This is a genomic window from Actinobaculum sp. 352, assembly GCF_003957265.1.
Lineage (GTDB): Bacteria > Actinomycetota > Actinomycetes > Actinomycetales > Actinomycetaceae > Asp313.
Map to the genome: position 1 here is coordinate 44721 of NZ_RQSN01000010.1, position 20983 is coordinate 65703.

17 protein-coding genes and 1 pseudogene are annotated in these 20983 nt (G+C 59.8%); 9 read left to right on the forward strand and 9 right to left on the reverse strand.

What is annotated here, in order from left to right:
* Window positions 1-421: 421 nt before the first annotated feature.
* Window positions 422-1120 (forward strand): annotated as a pseudogene (aqpZ, locus tag EKN07_RS10380) (aquaporin Z); the annotation flags it as partial.
* 254 nt (window positions 1121-1374) lie between these two features.
* Here the strand turns inward: aqpZ and EKN07_RS10385 are convergent.
* The 3 genes from EKN07_RS10385 to EKN07_RS10395 form a co-directional block, all read right to left on the reverse strand.
* On the reverse strand, window positions 1375-2436 hold the full coding sequence (locus tag EKN07_RS10385) for an NAD(P)-dependent alcohol dehydrogenase (RefSeq protein WP_108716379.1): 1062 nt from the start codon (window positions 2434-2436) through the stop codon (window positions 1375-1377).
* Between the two features lie 978 nt (window positions 2437-3414).
* Window positions 3415-4446: a S66 peptidase family protein gene (locus tag EKN07_RS10390; RefSeq protein WP_126146347.1), complete on the reverse strand. Its 1032-nt coding sequence runs from the start codon at window positions 4444-4446 to the stop codon at window positions 3415-3417.
* A gap of 448 nt (window positions 4447-4894) precedes the next feature.
* Window positions 4895-5965, reverse strand: a complete 1071-nt coding sequence (locus EKN07_RS10395; protein WP_206435719.1) for a methyltransferase domain-containing protein — start codon at window positions 5963-5965, stop codon at window positions 4895-4897.
* A gap of 331 nt (window positions 5966-6296) precedes the next feature.
* Here EKN07_RS10395 and EKN07_RS10400 point away from each other — a divergent pair, with 331 nt between their 5' ends.
* From EKN07_RS10400 to EKN07_RS10410, 3 genes are read left to right on the forward strand one after another with little or no spacing between them, the layout of a single operon-like run.
* Window positions 6297-7343, forward strand: coding sequence for an ADP-ribosylglycohydrolase family protein (locus tag EKN07_RS10400; RefSeq protein ID WP_126146349.1), 1047 nt, complete (start codon window positions 6297-6299; stop codon window positions 7341-7343).
* A complete protein-coding gene (locus EKN07_RS10405) occupies window positions 7340-7972 on the forward strand; it encodes a DJ-1/PfpI family protein (RefSeq protein ID WP_205647246.1) in 633 nt (210 codons plus the stop codon). Before EKN07_RS10400 ends, EKN07_RS10405 begins: the two co-directional genes overlap by 4 nt.
* Entirely contained in the window at window positions 7960-8934 is a 975-nt protein-coding gene (locus tag EKN07_RS10410) for a PfkB family carbohydrate kinase (protein WP_126146350.1), read from the forward strand. Before EKN07_RS10405 ends, EKN07_RS10410 begins: the two co-directional genes overlap by 13 nt.
* A gap of 76 nt (window positions 8935-9010) precedes the next feature.
* Here the strand turns inward: EKN07_RS10410 and EKN07_RS10415 are convergent, their stop codons facing one another.
* The 6 genes from EKN07_RS10415 to EKN07_RS10440 form a co-directional block, all read right to left on the reverse strand.
* A complete protein-coding gene (locus EKN07_RS10415) occupies window positions 9011-10249 on the reverse strand; it encodes an alpha-amylase family protein (protein ID WP_126146351.1) in 1239 nt (412 codons plus the stop codon).
* Between the two features lie 211 nt (window positions 10250-10460).
* On the reverse strand, window positions 10461-10790 hold the full coding sequence (locus EKN07_RS10420; protein ID WP_126146352.1) for a hypothetical protein: 330 nt from the start codon (window positions 10788-10790) through the stop codon (window positions 10461-10463).
* Window positions 10791-11055: 265 nt separating this feature from the next.
* A complete protein-coding gene (locus EKN07_RS10425) occupies window positions 11056-11640 on the reverse strand; it encodes a hypothetical protein (RefSeq protein ID WP_125482520.1) in 585 nt (194 codons plus the stop codon).
* A 37-nt stretch (window positions 11641-11677) separates the two neighbouring features.
* Window positions 11678-12010: a hypothetical protein gene (locus EKN07_RS10430; RefSeq protein ID WP_108716371.1), complete on the reverse strand. Its 333-nt coding sequence runs from the start codon at window positions 12008-12010 to the stop codon at window positions 11678-11680.
* Window positions 12007-13326, reverse strand: a complete 1320-nt coding sequence (locus tag EKN07_RS10435) for a hypothetical protein (protein WP_108716370.1) — start codon at window positions 13324-13326, stop codon at window positions 12007-12009. The genes EKN07_RS10430 and EKN07_RS10435 overlap by 4 nt, the downstream gene beginning before the upstream one ends.
* A 9-nt stretch (window positions 13327-13335) precedes the next feature.
* Window positions 13336-13764: a hypothetical protein gene (locus EKN07_RS10440; protein ID WP_108716369.1), complete on the reverse strand. Its 429-nt coding sequence runs from the start codon at window positions 13762-13764 to the stop codon at window positions 13336-13338.
* A gap of 645 nt (window positions 13765-14409) precedes the next feature.
* Between EKN07_RS10440 and EKN07_RS10445 the strand changes: the two genes are divergently transcribed.
* The 5 genes from EKN07_RS10445 to EKN07_RS10465 all read left to right on the forward strand — a co-directional run bounded on the left by EKN07_RS10445 (window position 14410) and on the right by EKN07_RS10465 (window position 20832).
* Complete coding sequence (locus EKN07_RS10445; RefSeq protein WP_240611267.1) at window positions 14410-15042, forward strand: TetR/AcrR family transcriptional regulator; 633 nt, start codon at window positions 14410-14412, stop codon at window positions 15040-15042.
* Between the two features lie 147 nt (window positions 15043-15189).
* On the forward strand, window positions 15190-15948 hold the full coding sequence (locus tag EKN07_RS10450) for an ABC transporter ATP-binding protein (protein WP_126146353.1): 759 nt from the start codon (window positions 15190-15192) through the stop codon (window positions 15946-15948).
* Window positions 15945-16676, forward strand: coding sequence for an ABC transporter permease (locus EKN07_RS10455; protein WP_126146354.1), 732 nt, complete (start codon window positions 15945-15947; stop codon window positions 16674-16676). The genes EKN07_RS10450 and EKN07_RS10455 overlap by 4 nt, the downstream gene beginning before the upstream one ends.
* 124 nt (window positions 16677-16800) lie before the next feature.
* Window positions 16801-17400, forward strand: coding sequence for a TetR/AcrR family transcriptional regulator (locus tag EKN07_RS10460; protein WP_108716366.1), 600 nt, complete (start codon window positions 16801-16803; stop codon window positions 17398-17400).
* 180 nt (window positions 17401-17580) lie between these two features.
* The gene (locus tag EKN07_RS10465) at window positions 17581-20832 is read left to right on the forward strand and encodes an ExeM/NucH family extracellular endonuclease (RefSeq protein WP_126146355.1); all 3252 of its coding nucleotides are present in this window, start codon (window positions 17581-17583) and stop codon (window positions 20830-20832) included.
* Window positions 20833-20983: the final 151 nt, after the last annotated feature.

Here is a 20983-nt window from a genome sequence, read left to right on the forward strand (position 1 = left end):
GATGCAACGCGTCGCCGGGGCCCGGAGAATCAACGTCGCATACCGCGAGGGAGTTGTGGGCAAGGATTACCCCTTAGCAGACGGCGTGGGTGGTGACCGCCATCGGTGTATTTGGTGTGTGCATGGCCTGCCTGGGGTTCTGGGGATTCGCCGCTTGTGAGGCTGGGAGTGTTTGGGCTGCAGGGACGGGGATGTATTTCAGTCTCGAGGGTGGCGGCCACTGATGACAACCGCCGACACTGGCTTGGGCGTGTGCCTTTGGTTGCGGTTTGGGCGTGTGCCGACTACTGCTCGGATGCATCCCAGCTGTCAGGCTGATCTACGCCTGCTATAGGGGTTATGTGAAAGGCTCAATATGGCATCGCGTCTTGTCCATCGCCTTGGTGTGGAGTTTCTCAGCACCTTCTGACTTGTCTTTGTCGGCTGTGGAACGGCGGTTTTCACGGGTGACAGGGTCGGCTACCTGGGCGTCGCTATCGCTTTCGGTCTCTCCGTCCTCACAATGGCATATGCAGTCGGATCTGTTTCGGGCGGCTATTTCAATCCAGCAGTCACATTCGGGCTCTCCGTCGGTAAGCGTTTTCCGTGGAAGGATGTGCTGCCCTACGTCTGCACGCAAATCGTTGCAGGCTTGATTGCTGGCGGCATTCTCTTCGGTATGGCGAAGGGACGCCCAGGATTCGACGTTGCGGTGGATGGCTTCGCAGCTAACGGCTATGCGGATCATTCGCCTTCTGGATACGGGTTGCTTGCAGCATTCCTTGCGGAGTTCATCCTTACTGCCGTTTTTCTCTTCGTCATCATGGGCACAACCGAGAAGCGCGCCCCCAGCGGCTTCGCCCCGCTGGCTATCGGGCTGACCCTGACGCTTATTCATCTGGTGTCAATTCCGATCACGAACACCTCGGTCAACCCTGCCCGGTCCATCGGCGTGGCCTTTGAAGCGGGGAACGCCGGTCAGCTTTGGCTGTTCATCGTCGCTCCTCTACTTGGTGCAGTGCTCGCGGGACTTACGCATGCGGTGATCGTCGGTGACGAGGTTGATATCGTGGCGACGGAAAGGCGCGCTGAGATAACGGCGCTATGCCACGGTTGGCGCGCGTGGGCATGGCGTGGTTAGCGCCAACGGGCATGACGTGGTTAGTGCCAACGGGCATGGCGCGAGGAGCGTCGCGATGCGCGTGACCGCGCTTTCTAGGCGTGAGTAGCCCAAGAAGTGTCGGATTTTTCAAGAAACTCCGCGAAAAACCCGACACTTCTCGACATTCCCTACACTTCTCGGGCCTAGCTGACCAGCCAAGCCGGGCCCAGCCAGCCAAGCCGGGCCCAGCCAGCCAACCAAGCGCTGCCGCACTCGGTTGGTGCCCGTCGGTCCTATTGTTCCAGCAGCACCACGGGCTTGATCAGATCGGCCGGCTTCTCCTTCATGAGGTCCAAGGCTTCCGGCAGGTGATCCCAGCCTTCGAAGACGTGACTGGCCAGCGGGCGAACATCGAGCTTCCCGTTGGCCACCAGCGCGCCAAGCTTCTCCATACGCAGCCTTCCGCCCGGCATCAAACCGCCGTTGATCTTCTTATGGCCCATGCCTACACCCCACTCGGCACGAGGGATCCTGACATATTCCCCGCTGCCGAGATAGTTCACGTTGCCGATGGTGCCGCCTGGCTTCAATGAACGAATTGCGGAATCGAAGGTGTCGACCGTTCCTCCAGCAACGATGACCTTATCAACGCCTTTTCCGTCGGTACGGGCAAGGACTTGATCCTCAATTGGTCCGTCCTTGTAGCTGATGAATTCATCCGCACCATATTTTTTGGCCACCTCGACGCAGCGGGGGCGGGTGCCGACGGCAATGATGCGGGAGGCGCCCCGCAGTGCCGATCCGGCCACGCTCATAAGACCCACTGGTCCGATACCAATCACGAGGACGGTGTCGCCGAATTGGACATCCGCCAGTTCGACGCCGTGCAGGCCGGTGGGAACCATGTCGGAGAGCATACAGGCGTCAATGAGGCTGATTCCCTCGGGCATATGTGCCAGGTTGCCGTCGGCGTCGTTCACGTGGAAATACTCGGAATCAAGGCCGTCCTTAATGTTGGAGAACTTCCACCCGGCCAGCATGCCACCGGAATGCATAGAGAAGCCGGCCTGCGCCTCCAGCGAGTTCCAGTCGGGGGTGATGGCTGGTACGAGGACGCGGTCACCGGGCTTGAAGTCCTTCACTTCGGAGCCGACTTCGACGACCTCGGCGCAGCCTTCGTGGCCGAGAACCAGGTTTTCGCGTGGTCCTACTGCGCCCTCCCATACCGTGTGCACATCGGAGGTACAAATGGCGACGGCGAGAGGCTTGCAGATCGCATCATTGGGGCCGCAAGTGGGGCGGTCCTTCTCGATCCAACCGACCTCGCCAATCTTGATCATGGCAAAAGCTTTCATGAGTCCTCCCTGTCTCTTGTCAAGCTTTCTTTGTCTAGTCTTTGTCTAGTCTTTTCTTGTCAGGTTTCTCTTGCAGAGCGAAGTTGGTATGCCGTCCGGGGCTCCCCGAGGCGTGAAACACTCCTCCTGATTGGGAGACCGGCGCAGCATGCCATACCGTCATTGTTCGAGATGAATGACGTTCAGGGCAAGAGGAAGAAGAGACCGACTGCCTGCCACGTAGAACACGAGGAATCCTCCGACAGCCGATCAGATACCAGCCTGACCACACGTTCCCGATACTCCTGCGAATACTTCCTTGGCCTACTCCTATCCTCTCAAAAGCAGCTAGGAACAAAACCCAGGACGCTTCAAAAGGCCCTTTGTGGGTGCTGGTGGGGTGTGGTCGTCGGGTGCGGTGTTGGATTGCCGACGACGGCGGGGCGCCCCCACCGGTCACTGCGCTGCTGTCGGGTGATGTGTTGCTCGGGCTATGGATCTGCTCCGAGTTATTCTTGTGATTCTGTGAAGAAGCCGGGCACCGGTGAAAAACCCGGAGCAGATCCATAGTCGTCGAATAGATATACGACCTGACTTGTGCCATTCGGCGTGCTGTGGTGTCGTGTGGTATGGGGTAGCAGGATTTCTAGGGTTTGTGGTGATGGCAATGGTTGCCCCCCCAGTTTGGGATCGACTACGAGGATTCCTCGGATTCGTGGGGCGATGGTTTGGCGTGGAGTTCAGCCACTTTGCCGCTAGGAGGATTCCTCGGATTCGTGGGGCGATGGGGTCGTGAATGGTGCCTGCTATGGGACCGGCTGCCACATCTGATGCTGCGTCTTACTGCATGCTAGAAGCACGATTGCCTGGTCTTACTGTTGTGTCAAGAGACCCGCGCGATTTCTGCTTTGTCGGCGTCGATAGGTACGCAGTTACGTACCACGGGCAGGTAGTCACTCATTCCATTCGGGGCGACGATGTAGGTACTCAGGAGAGTTGCTAGCGCTCCGCAAAGGTTATGACTTGCTCTTCCGCGTCGACCGTCGCATCTACGCCGAATGGGAGGATGCATCGCGGTTGGGCGTGCCCGATATTGATATTGCAGACAATCGGCAAGTCGGGAGTGTCAATCACTTCCACCAGCGCACTCTTGTATTCCTCGTCGTAGGTCCTATCCATGGGCTTACCGACCAGCACGCCCGAAACGACGTCGAAAACCCCGGCCTCTCGCAGGAAAGCCAAGGCTCTCCTGTATTTCGTCGGGGGCATCTTCTCCTCGCTGGATTCGAGAAGAAGAATTCTTCCTTCCCAGTCACCGGCTCCGGGGAACAGGTGGTACTTGCGGCAGAGCTCGGGCTCATCGGGATAGCGGTTGCCGTCGAAGATGTAGTACAGAGAGTCAATGCATCCACCCAGTATTTTGCCGGAGAAGGTTGCGCGCCCCTGCAGTAATTCGAACCCGCTATCCGCGTGCGATGGCGCCTGTGTGCCAATCTGGTCGGGCCCGAAACTTGCCCTTTCCTCGTACCACACGGTGCTTGGTCGGATTTCCCGGATGGTGCCGCTCGTTAGCAATTCTTCGAAGTATGTACGGCTGTAGGGGTACATCTCGGGTCCGAGTTCGCAGATATCGCTGATAAAACTCTGACCGTAGAACGAGCGCAAACCCACTTTGTGCAGCATGAGGTGGTTGATCGTCGTGTCGGAGAAGCCGAGAAAGACCTTGTCGCGCACCGCATCTTGCAGTTGATTATGGTCGAAGAGGTATGGCAGTAGGCGGTAGGTGTCATCACCACCGATGGCGCAGAGGATCATGTCGATCTCCGGATCGCGAAATGCCTGCAGGAGATCGGCTGCCCTTTTTTCTGGGTGATTCTTGACGTAGTCCAGCCCCTTGAGTGCGTGGGGCATGAACCTAACGGTGAGTCCGTAGGCGCGAAGCCTGCGCAGTCCGATCTCTACCTCGTGTGAGATGAAGTCTTCGCCCAAGATGCCGTTGGAGAGGCTGACAATTCCAACCGTTCTTAACATCTGGCTCTCCCATCGGGCGTGCTACGCGAGCATAAGTAGATTTTGGGAGAGGATACCACAGGGCCATTAGCCGCGCGAGGTGGGACGTCCGCGTGTACCAGGAGGGAGTGTTTTGGCCGAGCCACCACCCGTACAGTGGGGACGTCCGCGTGTACCAGGAGGGAGGACGGTGCTTGGTCCCAGGTTGATCCCATTAGCCGCGTGAGGGGGGACGTCATGTGAATCTCTATGTATTGGTGGTGCCAGATGGGCAGTGCCGGTGCCCGGAACGGCAACAGCGCAAGGGATGAAACAACACCGCGAGGGGCGAAAACATGGCGGAAACGCTCCGTAGCGTCAATATTCGAAGTGAGAGCATCACAGGAAGCGCTGGCTGGTGGGGAAGAAAGGGGTGCAGGCTGGCGGAGAAGAGCAGCTAGCACAAGGCGCTGGCCCAGAAAGGAAGATCCTAACTCCGTACCAGCAAAACAAGTGTCTCAACATGGTCGGTGTGCGGAAACATATCGAAAACACGGGCACGGATGGGAGTGAAGGCGGGCATGGCGCGGAGATCTCTCACGAGTGAATCCGGGTTACAACTCGAATACAGGACCGCGCCGGCGTTTGAGTCGTTCAGCCAGTGGGACAGTTGCCCGATTCCGCGTCGAGGTGGATTGACGATGACGAGCTCGGGAGCGGAGCCGGAGGGTGCTTGCGAAGCATCACCCTCCCTGAAGTCGACGTCGTCGCTCAACCCGGCGTCCGCGGCAGCAAGCTTCGCGCCATGGACGGCCGGGCCGGAAATCTCAACGCCGGTGACGCGCCGCCCGGGGCGTGCGCAGTACAGGGCAAAGCCGCCCACGCCGCAGAACATATCCCACACGGTGCGTGGAGCGAGGTCATCGGTCCACTTGCGGGCAGTTTCATACAGTCCCCGGGCAACGGCGGTATTCGTCTGGAAGAAGGACTGGGGCGGAAGGAACAAGGTGATGTCACCCAGCTTGAAGGGGAGTGCGTTGGCACTCCCAAGAACTATTTCCTCTTTTCCTTCCGGCACGGCCTTGCGTTCGGGAAGTAGATTGGCGGTGACCACCTCAAGATTCGGAAGTTGATCGCGCAGCCAGGGCAGGTGTTTCCGTATCCGGACAATCGGTTCAGTAGAACGCAAAACGAAGCGAATCATGAGTAGCCCGGCGGGAGCTCCAGTCACGATGATGTTCTTGAGTTCACCCCGTCCACTCGGCACGTGAAAAGGGGTGAGCTGCGCACGGCGTATGAAGGCGGATAGGACGGGGAAGGAATCCGCGACGGCAGCTTCGTAGAGTTCACAGCCGGTGAGATCGACGCCGGTGAAGGTTGGCGAAAGGATTCCCAGGGTCGGCTGCTGCACAGTGCCGCCGATCATGAGTTTCGCCTTATTGCGGAAGTGTGACTCGGCACTTTCGAATGGGGGCAGCCAGTTCAGGTTGGGCCACCGGGCGAGTGCGTCGCGCAATGCCGAGTCTTTGGCAGCGAGTTGTGCGGCGTAGGCCTCTCCCATTCGTGTGCATGAGTGGCATGAACCGCGATCAAAATAGGAACACTGCACGCAGTAAGGGTAGCGGATCGGGGCCCACGCTGAGCACCTTCGAGAACTGATCGGACAAGGCGTTGATGCTCGGTGTGGTGATTGCCTCGGAGGGCGATGAAACGGGACGCCGGGTCGCGTTACACGCGCCGGGCGGGATTATGCATGACGGGCTTGCGTCACGGGCGAGGGCTTGCGTCACGGGCGAGAGCTTGCGTTATACGCGCCGGGCTGCGTTATGCACGGCAAGGAACGATCAGGAAGAATGTGGAACAGTTGTGGTGGTAGCGATAGGGGATGTCATATGGTCACCGAAACTTCGAAGACGCAACGGAATGTCGTCGCCGAAACAGCCGCCGATAGAGCCCTCGCCGCGTTGCAGGGTCTTGCTCTCGGTGATGCCCTCGGTATGCCGACGCAATCGATGAGTCCGCGGGAGATCAGCGATGCCTACGGGCAAATCACCGGGTTGCGCGACGCCGTCGCCACGCAACCCATTGCGCCGGGGATGCCCGCCGGATCGGTGACCGACGATACCGAGCAGGCGTTACTGCTTGCCGATCTCTTGCTCTCAGGGCGTGGGCACATTGATTCCCGGGCCTACGCGGATACGCTGCTCGCCTGGGAGGATGATATGCGGGCGCGTGGTTCGCTGGATCTGCTTGGACCGTCCACCAAGGCCGCATTGGAGCAGGTTCGCGCGGGAGCCGATCCGAATGAGACCGGACGGTACGGTACCACGAATGGTGCAGCCATGCGCGTCACGCCGGTGGGCATCGCCTACTCGCTCGCTGATCGGGAGGCCTTCGCCGCTGCGGTGCACGAATCCTGCGTCGTTACACACGACACTCGGCAGGGATGGGAGGGAGCGGCTCTGGTCGCCGCCGCAGTCTCGGCTGGGATCGATGGTGCGGATGTGCCGGAGGCGATAGATATCGCGCTCGATGTGGTGGCATCACTGCCGGGCTACGGCTGGTGGGCACCGAATGCCTCGGTAGTCGCTCGGGCACAAGTGATGTTGCATGCCAGTTCCACCCTGCATGGCGCCGAATTGGCAGACTTCCTGCGCGACGTCGTCGGGACATCCGTTGAATCAACGGAGGCCATTCCGGCCGCATTGGTGCTGGCACGCGAGTACGCTGATGCGCCGCTGGAAGGCTTGTGCCGTGCCGCCGAACTAGGAGGCGATACGGATACCATCGGCGCAATGGCAGGTGCAATTCTTGGAGCCGGAACCGGCACCGGTGGGCTGCCGGCTGGCGAAGTGGGCGCCGTCGTCGCGCAATCGGAACTCGATCTGGTGGGTATTCGTGACGGGCTGATGGCGATTCGGAAGGCGGGCGTGCGGTGACGGAGGGGCAGGATATTCGGCACTCGTGGACGCACGCCGATGCCTCAGCGGCGGCTTCAGCGGGGCGTCGCACTGATATCAATATCGTGCTGTACGAAGGTTTCACGGCACTGGACGTGTTCGGACCGGTTGAAGTGCTGGGTGACGTCGAAGACTTTCGCCTGCGCTATGTTTCGCTTGCGGGCGGCATTGTTACCAACCGCCAGTTGATTCGCTTGGAAACAGAGGCGCTGGATACAGTGGCGCGCGGCCAGATTGTGTTGGTTCCGGGAGGCCTTGGCAGCCGGAAGATCATCAAAGATGCGCGCTTCATTGCCGCGTTGCGGCAGCTGGTGGACGAAGCAGACTACGTACTGTGTGTCTGCACGGGGTCGGCTCTGGTGGCGGAAACTGGTGTGCTCAACGGCCGAAAGGCGACTACGAATACGAGAGCCTTCCACTGGGTGGCGGATGGACATCCGGCGGTGGAGTGGGTTCGCGGTGTTCGCTGGGTGGCCGACGGAAAGTACTACACTTCGGCGGGTGTTTCCGCGGGTATTGACATGGCCTTGGGCTTTGTCGGTGATCGTTATGGGCTCGCGGCGGCGCGGGACATCGCTGAGCGAATGGAGTATCGATGGGTCGAGTGATTCATACCGGACAGGTTGTTATTGACTTGACGCTGCGGTTGAAGGCGTTGCCGGAACCGGGCGGTGACGTGTTTGCCGACGACGCCGGCATGCACGTGGGAGGCGGCTACAACGTGCTGTACGCCGCGCGGCAGCTCAAAGTGGAGACATTGTTTGCCGGGACTATGGGATCGGGTCCCTTCACCGAGGTTGCGGTTGAGGCGCTTGCCGCCATCGGCGCGCGGCATGTGGGTGCCTATGTGCCGGGTGACCTTGGCTACTGCGTGGCGATCACGGATGCGAACGCCGAGCGAACCTTTATCTCCACCCGGGGTGCCGAGACGCGCGACCCGCTTGCCGCCTTTGACGACCTCATATTCGAGGCAGAGGACGTGTTGTATATCAGCGGCTACTCCTTGGAGAACTCCGGGAATCGCAGGTCCTTGGAACGTTTGGTGGAACGGTTGACGGGAACTGTGCCCTGCCGCGTGGTTTTCGATGTGTCTCCGGTGGTCGGCGAGGCGCCGCTGGATGCCTTGGAGAAAATCGCCGACCTGCATGCGCTGTGGTCGGTGAACGAACGTGAAGCAGCTATTTTGGCAGAGCGTCTGGGGATTGCGGAGGCTGGGGCAGCGGCACGGAGCGGTGGTGATGCAGTGGCGGCTCCGGATGCAGCTCTGGCGCGGGCATTATCGGCCCAGTTGGGGGAAGTGCTAGTGCGGGTCGGCTCTTTGGGAACCTGGTACTGCGTCGACGGCGGGGAAGTGGTTCATGTTCCGGCGTTGCCCGTTCAGGCGGTGGATTCCAACGGTGCAGGTGATGCGCACTCGGGAGTGCTGTGCGCAGCTCTGGCACGTGGCATGGACCTGGCGGAGGCTCTGCGCTGGGCAAATGTGGCCGGTGCACTTTCCACCACCGCCTATGGCCCGGCTACCTGCCCGAGCGAGGAACGGATCCGCGAGGCAGTTGCGTTGCTGCGGTGAGCAAGGGTGACCGAGTCTGGTATCTGCTGCGCACGGCTCCTCAATGCGCAGAATGTGCACGTCGGGAGCACGAAACTCAGGCACCTGCCCAGTGGAAGAGGGATGCGCGAGCGGCATCCCACGGTGCTGCGGTTGCCTCGGGCAGGTCGACGTCGTCGACAATCCAGACTTCGGGGCGTGGGTCGAGTTGGACGCGCACCCGTAGGCCCCCGCTGGTGCCATCGGACGGATGGATCGTGTACTCGATCCACAGGTTATCTTTGCCGACTACCTCAACTCGACCGTTTGCGAGCCAGTGATGGCGCCGCCGTAAGCCGATGAGTTCCTGATAGAGCCGATACATCCACTGGCCGTGTGGGTAGAGCTCGGCGGGCGATGCGGGCAAGGGGGTGCGGATTTCGTCGTCGGCGTGGTAGCTTTCCAACTTGCGGCCTCGGAAACCCTGCTCGTCCCCGTAGTATACGGAGGGCATGCCGGGTAGAGTGAAGAGGATTGCTGCGGCTAATGCCGCTTTCTCCTCTCCTACCTCGGTAGCAATACGTGTGACGTCGTGATTGCCGATGAAGGTTTGCGGGATGAAGGTTTCTAGCAGTTCGTTGTGGCGCCGCAACGTCCATTCCAGTTCCCAGAAGTTGGCCTCTTTGAGTGAACTCCAGATTGCCTTCCACAGTTCGTACTGGGTGAGTGTGTCAAGAGTGCTTTCGCGTATGAACCCTGCGTAGTCACCGTGGATGACTTCCCCGAGGAATAACGCACGGGGGAATTCAGATCGCACTCGCTGCGTAACATCGCGCCAGAAGTCGGTAGGTACGGAATAGGCGACGTCGAGCCGCCAGCCGGCGATTCCGCGGCGAAGCCAGTGAAGCATGACGTCCGTGACCAGTGCGCGGATTGTTTCGCTGGAGTGGTCAAGAGTGACGAGTTCGCTGTGTCCCTCCCAGCCGGAGGAGTCAGAGACCAGTTCGTCCGCGCGTGGATGGGTGGCTGCCACATGGTTGAAAACGCCGTCGAGCATAAGAGATAGCCCCCGTTGCTGGCACGCGCTGACGAAGTGGTCGAAATCGGCGTCATCGCCCAGGCGCGGGTCAATCCGGAAGTGGTCGAGGGTGTCATACCCATGGGATATAGAGTCAAAGATTGGGCCGAGGAGGATGCCGGAGCAGCCGAGTTCGATGGCGTAGTCGAGCCACGCCTCCAAGTGTGCAAACCGGTGTGTGACTTCTGGGGCTGCTTCTGCTGGGCGATTCCGAATGGGGGCGCCGAGCGCACCGAGGGGGTATACGTGCCACCAGATACCGTCGGTTAGAAGAGTCATGTGACAACCAGCTCCATCCTTATTGACTGCGACTCAATAACACTTCGAGTGTAGCGCACTGTGGGCGAGGAGAAAAGACAAACGTGCGGATAGGGGGGAGGAAAGAATGACGTGCGGAACTGGTGGTCGGACGGTCAGGTGTTGGTGGGGTTTGGTTTATAGGATTCCTCTGGTTCGCTGGTGGGGGCGGCGAGTGTGCGTCTCATGGTTCTTATGGTTCGTCTGTTGGGTCGGGGCAGCGTGGTTCGTCCGTTGCTGGTGAGGGGATGTTGGGTGGGAGGGTTTGCCGGGTTGATATTTGTTTTAGGAGGCAGGGGTCGATCTCGAATCCGGGTTCGGGTTCGAAACAGAAACCGGCGGAACCGCCAGAGCCGATGAGTTCTGGATCGCGATCATCTTCTTCTGGGGTGATGGAGAGGAGAGTGAAGGTACCAACTCCGGGATGGGACACGGACTCCCCCACCTGGAGCGTCTTATTGATGCCGTCGGTCTTGCGGCCTCCGCTGATCGTCGCTTTTCTGATGCCGTTTTCAATACGCACGCCGGAGACCGTGTAGTTGGCGGTGTCAGGGGGGCGCCAAGTTGGAAGCGGGTCCGTTCTATCAGGCCGACGGGGATCCCGTTGGTGCAGGCGGCCTTGTCTGGTGGGATGGTGATGGGTGTGCGTGGGGTGGTTGGTGTGTGGTCCGGGGTGGTGGCCGAGCTAGTCGACGTGGTCTCCTGGCTGGCCTGCCAGCCGCAGGCGGCGAGCCCCAATAGGAGCCCGGTCAGGGTGGTAAGTGTCCGTCTGATGGTTCTCATGGTTCTTATGGTTCGTCGGTTGGGTCGGGGCAGCGTGGTTCGTCTGCGGCTGGTGAGGGGATATTCGGCGGGAGGGTCTCTCCGGTGAACATTTCCTTCACGAGGCAAGGGTCGATCTCAAATCCGGGTTCGGGCTCGAAACAGAAACTTGCCGAGCCGCCGAAACCAGTAGGTCGTGGGGTAGTGGTCCAGGGGTTGATGCCGACAAGGGTGAAGGTACCGACGCCGGGCTGGGTGACAGACTCCCCGACCTGAAGGTCTTGATTGATGCCGCTGGCGGTGTTGCCGCCGCTGATATTGGCTCTCCTGATGCCGTTTTCAATACGCACGCCAGAGACGGTGTAGCTCATGTCGTCTGGGGGGACGCTAAGCTGGGAGCGGGTTCCTTCGCTGATGCCGAAAGGTATGCCGTTGGTGCAGGCGGCCTTGTCCGGTGGGATTGTGATCGGTGTGGGTGGGGTGGTTGGTGTGCGGTCCGGGGTAGTGGTTGAGCTGGTGGGTGTGCTCGGGGTGGTCTCCTGGCTGGCCTGCCAGCCGCAGGCGGCTAGGCCCAGCAGGAGCCCGGCCAGGGCGGTCAGTGTGCGTCTCATGATTCGCCTCTTTCTTCAAGATGTGCTCCGCGACTAGTCAGCTGAGAAGTGCAGGGTTGATGGTGAATCCGGGTGCGGGTTCGAAGGCGAAGGTGGCAATCCCACCTCCCCCGGTGCGGCCGGGAGTGCGAATATGCACGCGAATATGCACCAAGGTGAAGGTCCCGACTCTGGGATGGGTAACCGACTCTCCGACCTGCAGGGTCTGGTCGATACGAGCGCGACCGTTCCCGCTCCGAATATGTGCTTGCTGGGTGCCGTGCTCAACCCGCACGCCGGATACGGTGTAGCTGGGCCCGTTCGGGGCAACGCCGAGATGAAGAAGAGTGTTCTCTTGAATGGGGATGAGAATGCCGGTGGGGTGCTTCATGGAATGGTTCCTATGTCGACCTGGCCGTAATACTGTTCAAATTCTGCCCAAGATAGGTGGAAGGTGCCGTCCGCATCGTCGCCGCTTGGAGTTCCATTTCGCCCCCAGGGATTGCGAAGCGTCACACCAGAGGCGTCGGCAGAGACGACGGTGTAGGCGTGCGAGCCGTACAGGTAGATCTCCTGTTGGCTTCCATCCGGTAAAGATGCAGTAACAAGCGCTTTGCCGTCGCTATCGAAAGTGCCGTCTGGAACGACGGTGGTCGAAGCGATGGCGGGACGGTGGCTTCTGCTAGCGTCGATAATCTCGGCGCGCTCGGCGGCCCCATAAGCGTTGCCTGAGCCGAGGATTGATGTAGCCTCCATGCCGGTGATATCTTTCAATACCTCGGGGCCGGAGGTGCCACTCATACCGGCTGGGCCGCCCAGGGTGCCGCCGGGGTGCAGTTGACCGTAGGCGGACTCGAAAATCGATGCAACACTGGTCTGGTAGCTGCGTCCTGTAGCACCCCTGGTGTAGATGTCGGTGACGAGCACTTGCTGCTCGGCGTCGGCGTCCGGGTTCAGGGGGTCGTCATAAATCGTCACCAGGTAGCCGTCCTGCTTTCCACTAGCGTCATAGTGCGGAGTAATGCAGGAGGCGAGCCATTCCCGCCCCTCCGGATACTGCATCACCGAGGCCAAGCTGGCCAGATAGGTGCAGTCTCCGATCATGTGTTGCTCGATTTCTTCCGGATCCATGTGTAGCAACTGGCCGTTGATTCGCTCAATGTCTTCTTGGCTCAAGGGCTCTTGTGAACCGACATCCACACCACTGGCGTTGTAGTTGACCGGCTCAATATCCAGTGAGTTGCGCAACTCGGCACCGCACTGCTCGGCCGCCTCCTCCAGCGAGGTGAGGTACCGATTGTAATCCTCCAGCAGAAAGGTGACTTGCGGAAGCAGCTGAAGGTAGGTGGGAACAAACTCCAATGCCGAGGCGCTGGCGAGCTGCGCATCCAGCGCCTCCAACTCGGCCTGCACATTGGCCGCGAGTCGCTTGTACTCGGCCATGATATAGCCGTAATTCTCCAGGGAGCTCGCCGCCTTCCCCAGGCCTCCTTCTAAGCGTGCAACGGCCGACTTCTGTTCGGACATGGCGGACTGAAAGGCGTCGGCAGATGCGCCGTACCAATCGGGAGTCATCCGTTCGCCGTAGCGCAGATCGCCATGGGCCTGCTCGGCTTCCTCCCCGGCCGTGCGGACTTCTCGCGCATAGCGGGCCACCTCGGCCGGGTCGCCCGGCACATCCCCAATCAAGTTACTGAAATACGACATGAGGCATTCCTAGTGGTCGCGGTGATCGTTGCCGGTGAAGATCTGTGACCAGGGCGATTCCCCGGTGGCGTGTGCCCGTGCAAGCTGCGCCGGAACTGCCAAGACAAGACCGGGGGTGAAGGGCGAGATACCCGGGGGTAGCGTTGAGAGGACGGAATTCCTTTGCGCCCAGTCACGTGCCACATCCTCGTCAGTCTGGCCTACAAACTTCGCCGTGTAGTCCACCGCGTCGGCTGTCTTCTCACACCACGCGGCGGCCTGCGTAACACGTTCCTGGTGTGCTTCGCCAAAAGTGGCCGCAGAATCCTGCAGACTCGGAAAACCCAAACCGGATCCCGGAACCTGAGGAGAAGTCCCCGATCTCAGATCGTCTCCGACAGTGAGCAGATGTGCGCGCAGATTCTCCATCTGGTCCACGTCGAGCCTAATGTCACCCATATGAGTCTCCTATTCCGAAGTGAGAAATGAGCAGTGAGAAAACTAGAACAGGTATTCCGCTGTGAATGAATCATAACAGACGCTGGGTGATTGCGGAATGGATCACCAGACTCCCGGAAGGAAGCCGGATGAAGTGCAACCGATATGAGATGTTGTGCATTGCGATGGTAGCGTTACCGCGTTACTGCAGGTCAGAGGACGAAGTGTGCGATGTATGGCGCCGACGACCATACCGTTGAGGCCTCCGGCTGTACCCAAGGTTAACCTCCAACAGAACTGAGAATGTGATCTAACTCGCAGACTTTTGGGATGCTGCGAACTCGACCAAGGGGCTAGAAGCATGCGCAGGGATATGAGGTTCACGGCGGAAATGTGGAACCATTGCAGGTAGTTGAACGGCGGCGACACGAGGAACCGTGCTCCCAGGAATTATGGCGACACGGAGAATCACGCCACCGTACAGCAAATCGTGCCGCCGCGCAGGAATCCGTGGCGACACGGCGAATTGTGGCGACACGCATGAGCCACATCGGCAGCTGGAAGTAGGCCAACACGCATGGACAAGACCAACGCACGACGAACTGCGCGAGCCGGTCTACCGAACCACCGGTGGGTATGCCGGTCCGGAAGAGAGGAGCTTGCGGTATGAGCCCCAACGATCACGAGGGTCCCGACAACGGCGCTCCCCACCACGTGCGTCGTCGGATGGACGTGGAAGAACGCAAGACGGCGATCCTCAAAGCGGCGCGCGAAGCTTTTGCCAGTGGCTCGTATTCCACGGTCTCCGTGGCGGCCATCGCCCGGCGAGCGGCTACCTCGCAGGCGTTGATATTTCACTACTTCGGTTCCAAAGCCCAGCTATATGCGGCGGTTGTCCGCAGCGAGATTGAACAACTCGCCGCCGCACAGCGCGAGGCGGTTGATCGGCTTGGGAATGTATCTGCCCGCGAGCAGGTGCGAGAAACGCTGCTGATCTATCTGACCTACATCGCTGAGCATCCGCAGGGCTGGGCATCGCCACTTGTCGGAGGAATGGAACCTCCCGAAGCCGTCGCGGTGCGGGGCGAGGCACGCGCGCGCTACGTCGAGGCGTTACGCGAATTACTAGGCGTGGAGGCGTGGCCGCGGCACGAATATGCCCTGTGGGGGTATTTCGGGTTCCTCGATGCGGCGTGTTTGGCCTGGGCCAATGCCGACTGTCCGGACGATGATCGCTATTCGCTCATTGATGCGTGCCTAGGTGCTCTGGAAGGAGCTCTCGGAGACTGGACACGCTGAAGTGGACGACGTCGGCACCGCCCTGGCACTCACGAAATTCATCAGTAGCCGCGGGCTCTCTTCAATGCCCTATGTTCCGGGCAGATTTGACTGCCCAGAAATTCATCAACACTAGTTAGCTCGGCGTGCTCTTCCTATGCTGGTCGCATGGCGAGAGAAGTAGTTACCAGAGCAGTAGAAACAGAAGCAGAGACGACGGCGTCGGTGCGTATCCGGGGCCTGCACGTTCGGAGGGGGCGCACCCTCGTCCTGCCGGGTCTTTCTGCTGATATTGCTCCGGGTAGGATTACGGGCTTGCTCGGCCCTTCCGGCTCAGGAAAATCCACTCTCATTCGGTCTATTGCGGGAGTGCAACGCATCGAGTCGGGAGAAGTCACCGTGTATGGAGTTCCTGCAGGGAGCCGGGACGCCTCCCGGCAGATCGGGTATATGACGCAGGCTTCTTCGATCTATGCCGATCTTACGGTGCGGGAGAATCTAGCGTACTGGAGTCAAATAGCAGGCGCTGATCGGCATGCAATCGACCGCTTAATCGAGACTCTGGATCTGGCAGGCGTCGCCGGACAGTTGGGCGGCGATCTCTCCGGCGGGCAGGCCTCGCGAGTGTCACTGGCCTGTGCACTTATCGGAGACCCGCCTGTGCTCCTTCTGGATGAACCGACAGTTGGGCTTGACCCGGTGTTGCGGGAGGGCATCTGGGACATTCTGCGGGGGCGGGCTGCAACCGGCGTTACAATCCTTGTTTCCTCGCATGTGATGGACGAAGCTGATCGGTGCGACGACCTCATCCTCATCCGGCAGGGGCATATCCTCGCCAGCGGTACTCCGGATGAGATTCGCTCCCGGACGGGTACCAGCACTCTTGACGCGGCATTTCTCGCTCTGATCAAAGGAGAGGCAGCATGAGGCTCACATTTTCCACTGCCAACCGAGTTTTGCATCAGATTCGGCACGATCTAAGAACCCTGGCAATCGTCGCCGTCGTACCCTTGGTTCTCGTCTGGTTGCTGTATGAACTGTTCGACGGCGAAGAGCCGCTGGTCTCCCGTATCGAACTCACAATGCTGGCTGTGTTGCCACTGACCCTTATGTTTCTCCTCACCGCGGTCGCCACTGTGCACGAGCGGTCTTCGGGAACGTTGGAGAGACTCATGGCCTCTCCGATTCGGCGCGGTGACATCGTCCTCGGGTATGCCGCAGCCTTTGGGCTGTTGGCCGTTGTGCAGTCGACGCTTATGACCGGCTTCTGCTACTGGGTGTTGGATATGCAGTTGGTCGGCGGTCTCGCCTTCGTTCTCCTGCTTTCCTTGGTAACCGCCATGGTGGGCATTGCGCTGGGCCTGTTTGCATCAGCCGTCTCCCGCAGTGAGTTCCAGGCGGTCCAGCTTATGCCAGTATTCGTTATCCCGCAGATTCTACTGTGCGGACTGTTTGGGAGTCGGGATGATATGGCCGGTTGGCTGCGTGCGCTGTCCAACTTCATGCCAGCCAGTTGGTCGGTGGAAGCACTTGATGTGGTTGCGTCGTCGGAAACTCTAACCGGTCACTACTGGACAAGCCTCGGCGTTGTGGCGGCATTTGCGGCAATAGCCCTTTTGCTGGCCACCATGACCCTCAAGCGCCGGACTCGATGAGTGGTGGACACGGTAGATTCGCAGCCGTCGGCCCCCGTGGCGGCTGCGGCGCAAGCCGGACTCGATGAGTGGATGCGGCAGATTCACACTAGGACTTTGTAAGAAGACGCAGTAGGTTGGCACTATGACTCGGCGTGGACGAAGGCCTGGATCGCCGGATACGCGCGGTGTAATCGCAACGGCGGCGCACCGGTTGTTCATGGAGCGCGGCTACATCGAAACGTCAATGCGGGCCGTGGCCCGGGAAGCAGGAGTAGATCCTGCCCTGATACACCACTATTTCGGCTCCAAGACGCAGTTGTTCTTCGATGCGATGGGCTTCGATATGGACACCGATGCGATGGCCGCCTTCATTTTGGCCGGTGGTCCCAGGCAAATCGGGCGGCGTCTCGTCACTTTTCTCATTGCGGTGTATGAAGGTGACATCGGACAGCAGATACTCTCCACACTCGTGTCCGGAATAGAAGTCGCGCAACTCTACATGGTGGCGGTGTCACGTCGGTTGGAGGAAGTGGCGGAGAGAATTCTGCCCAGCCACACCACGATTCGCAGGGAGTGTGTGGCACAGATCGAGTCGATTATCGCCGGGCTGGTTTTGCTGCGCTATGTGGCACGCCTTGAGCATGCGGTGGCTCTGTCCCCGCAGAGAGTCGTTGTTCTTTATGGAGATCTTGTGCAGCAGGTCATCGATAGAGGGCTCGCCGGTGCCAGGGAACACAAGTAAGGAGAGAAAAGCCGGAACGGCCCGATTCTCCTTCTGCTCTATGACCAGGAGTTTTCTGCGGCGCGCCACGGATCTAGGAAAGTAATTTCCGTGTTCTGTGTGCCTTTTGTCACTGATACCCGTAATGTAGTGCTACTGGTAGCCGTCACACGCAGACGGATTGAAAGAAGGGACACACACGTGAGACTCAAAAGACTGAGCCGCGCGGCGGTGCTCGCAGTGGCGGGAGCAATGGTTGCCGTACCGCTGGTAACCGTGCCCGCAAGCGCGACCCCCGCTGGCGATGCCATCGTCATCAACGAGGTGTACGCGCGCGGTGGCAGCGCCAACGCCGTTTACAAGAACAAGTTCGTTGAACTGTACAACCCGACGGATGCCGAGATCGATCTGGCGGGTCTTAAACTGCAGCAATTCTCAACGGCGGGCAAGGCCGGCAGTTCAGTGGACCTGGCGGGCACGGTCGCTCCGCAGGGCTACTTCCTCATTCAACTCGGTTCGAACGGAAACACCGGTGGGGAGCTGCCCACACCTGATCTGCAGGCGACCAATGTTCAGCCCGGTGGCACCGCTGGTGGGCTCGGCCTTCTGCAGTCGACTGCCTCCATCACCGTGACCGGAAACGTTGCCGGACAGGAGGGTGTGGTCGACTTTGTTGGTTGGGGTACCTCGCCGTTGTTCGAAGGTGCCGCAGCTACGAGCACTGGCAGTAACACCACCCCGCTGGCCTGGCAACGCAACGAGACCGGCGTCGATACAGACTCGAATCTGAATGACTTCTCCATGGTCTCGCCCAGTCCGCAGAACGCGGCGGGCGAAGGCCCGAGTACAGAGCCGACGGACGAGCCGAGCACCGATCCGACAACGGATCCGGCCAGCGAGATCACCCCAATCGCCGATATTCAAGGTTCGGGAGCACAGTCGCCCTTGGTCGGTAAGACCGTCACGACCCGCGGCGTTGTCACCGCGGTGTACCCGACCGGTGGTTTCAACGGCGCTTATATTCAGACCCCCGGAACCGGAGGTACCAACGACGACGGTATCTCGGACGGCGTCTTCGCCTACAGTTCCGCATTCGCGACCGCAGTGCAGATCGGCGACTACGTTGAGGTGACTGGTTCGGTCACTGAGTACAACGGACTGACCGAGATCAATGTCAACGCACACAGCAAAGTAGACGAGCAGGTCGAGGCGCCGACGCCGGTAACGCTTGAGCGCATCCCCGCCGATGAGCAGGGCAAGGAAGCGCTTGAAGGCATGCTGGTGGAAGTGGCGGGCCCGCTGACTGTTACCGACAACTATTCCACTAATCGTTACGGTCAGATTGGTCTTGCCTTCGGTACGGAACCGTTGCGTCAGCCTTCCGATAAGTACAACCCGAGCGAAAATCCGGATGAAATCGCGGCCCTGACCGCTGAGAACGAGGCGAATAAAATCACCCTCGACGACGGTATCTCCTGGCAGTACACCGGCTCTAACAGTGCACGTACCGATATTCCCGTTCCGTACATCTCCTTGGAGGAGCCGATGCGGGTGGGTGCTGCCGTGACACTCAAGCAGCCGATGATCCTGGACTACCGTTTCCAATGGAACCTGCAACCAACCGGCCCGGTGACCGGCGTCGACGGTGACCGTTCCAGCGATTACGTGAGTTTTTCCAACACCCGCACGGAGAAGCCGTCCGATGTGGGAGGCGACATCACACTGTCATCCTTCAACGTGCTGAACTACTTCACTGACCTTGGTGAGAACGAGGCGGGTTGCAAGGGATATGCAGACCGTGAGGGCAACCTCATCACCACGAATAACTGCGATGTGCGTGGCGCCTACCGGGCCGCAGATTTCGAGCGTCAGCAGGAGAAGATTGTCGCGGCGATCAACTCGCTGGATTCCTCCGTCCTATCTCTGGAAGAGATCGAAACGTCATCCCGTTTCGGTCATGAGCGTGACGAGTCTCTTGCCGCGCTCGTGGATGCGTTGAACGCAGACGCGGGTTATGAGCGGTGGGCCTACGTTCCGTCGGCTGCGAACCTGCCTGCGAACGAGGACGTTATTCGCCTTGCCTTCATTTACCAGAAGGCGCAGGTCAAGCCGGTCGGTGAGTCGCAGGTGTTGGTGGGTGAAGCCGTTTTCACAGGGCTGGCTCGTGAGCCCTTGGCACAGCGGTGGCAGGCTCTGGACGCGGACGGCAACGGATACGGCGAGGAGTTCGTCGTCGTCGTGAACCATTTCAAATCCAAGGGATCACTCTCTTCGTACTACCCGAATGACACGGATACATACCAGGGTAATAACAACAAACTGCGTGTGTCGCAGGCCGAAGCACTGGCCAAGTGGGTGGATTCCGAGTTTACGGATGTCCCAGTTTTCTTAGTGGGCGACTTCAATGCCTACACGGCGGAGGACCCGATGCGGACGCTACAGGCAGCCGGATATACGGATGTTGCGCTCGCGCAGGGAGTAACCGACTACTCGTACCAGTACAGCGGCCTGGTCGGTTCGCTTGATCACGTGATGGCGAACGAGTCCGCCCTCGCAATGGTGACGGGTGCCGATGTGTGGAACATCAATGCGATGGAATCCATTGCCTTGGAGTACTCGCGCTACAACTACAACGTGAAGCAGCTTTACGACGCATCTCCGTATCGCTCTTCGGATCACGATCCGGTGAAGGTGGGACTGAAGATCACCTCGACACCGGAAGATCCGAATGCAGATGCGAAGCCCATTGCCGATGAGTGCATCGCGAACGGAAGCTGCAACCTGTACTTCAGCAACGATTTCGCGACGTCGAAGGCCGAGTTGGGGATGAAGGTGCAGTCCGGCGACGAAGTGCTGGTTGGCGACTGGGATGGTGACGGCATCGATACGCCGGTCGTACGTTCTGGTAACAAGTACATCTTCTATGCAACGAACCGTTCGGATTCGGAGACATGGACCATCAACTACGGTCGTGCCGGTGACCAGGCCCTAGTCGGTGATTTCGATGGCAATGGCAAGGATGAACTCGCGGTGAAGCGCGGTAATACCTTCTACCTTGCCGCAGGAACTGATCAGGGTGGGGCGGCAGCTCGGACCGTGAGCTTCGGGCGTGCCAGCGACGTCGGCATGGTCGGTGATTGGGACGGTGATGGCGTTGACACCGTTGGCGTTCGGCGTGGTGCACTTAATCTGCTGCGTGACGACTTCGCCGGTGGAGCCGCCACCACGGAGTTCGTGTTCGGGCGGGCTACCGATACGCCGCTGGTCGCCGACTTTGACGGCGACGGTAAGGATGGCATCTCCGTTGTTCGGAACAACACGGTGTTGCGAAAGGATGCGTTGACCGGTGGAAACGCCGATGCTGTCTTCGCTTTTGGTAGCGCACGCGATGTCCTACTAGCCGGTGACTGGGACGGTGACGGTTCGGATTCCGTCGCGGCCTATCGGCGGTAGTGCCGGGCTCGCGGTTATCGAAGGCTCGTCGTAGCTTTTGGGAGGCGATGGGTCAGTAACTCAAGGGGTGCGGATCGGGAGACCGGTCCGCACCTCTGTGCTGTTATGTGCGCTGCCTGGACTGAGTGCTCGTCCGAGTATCACGTCACAC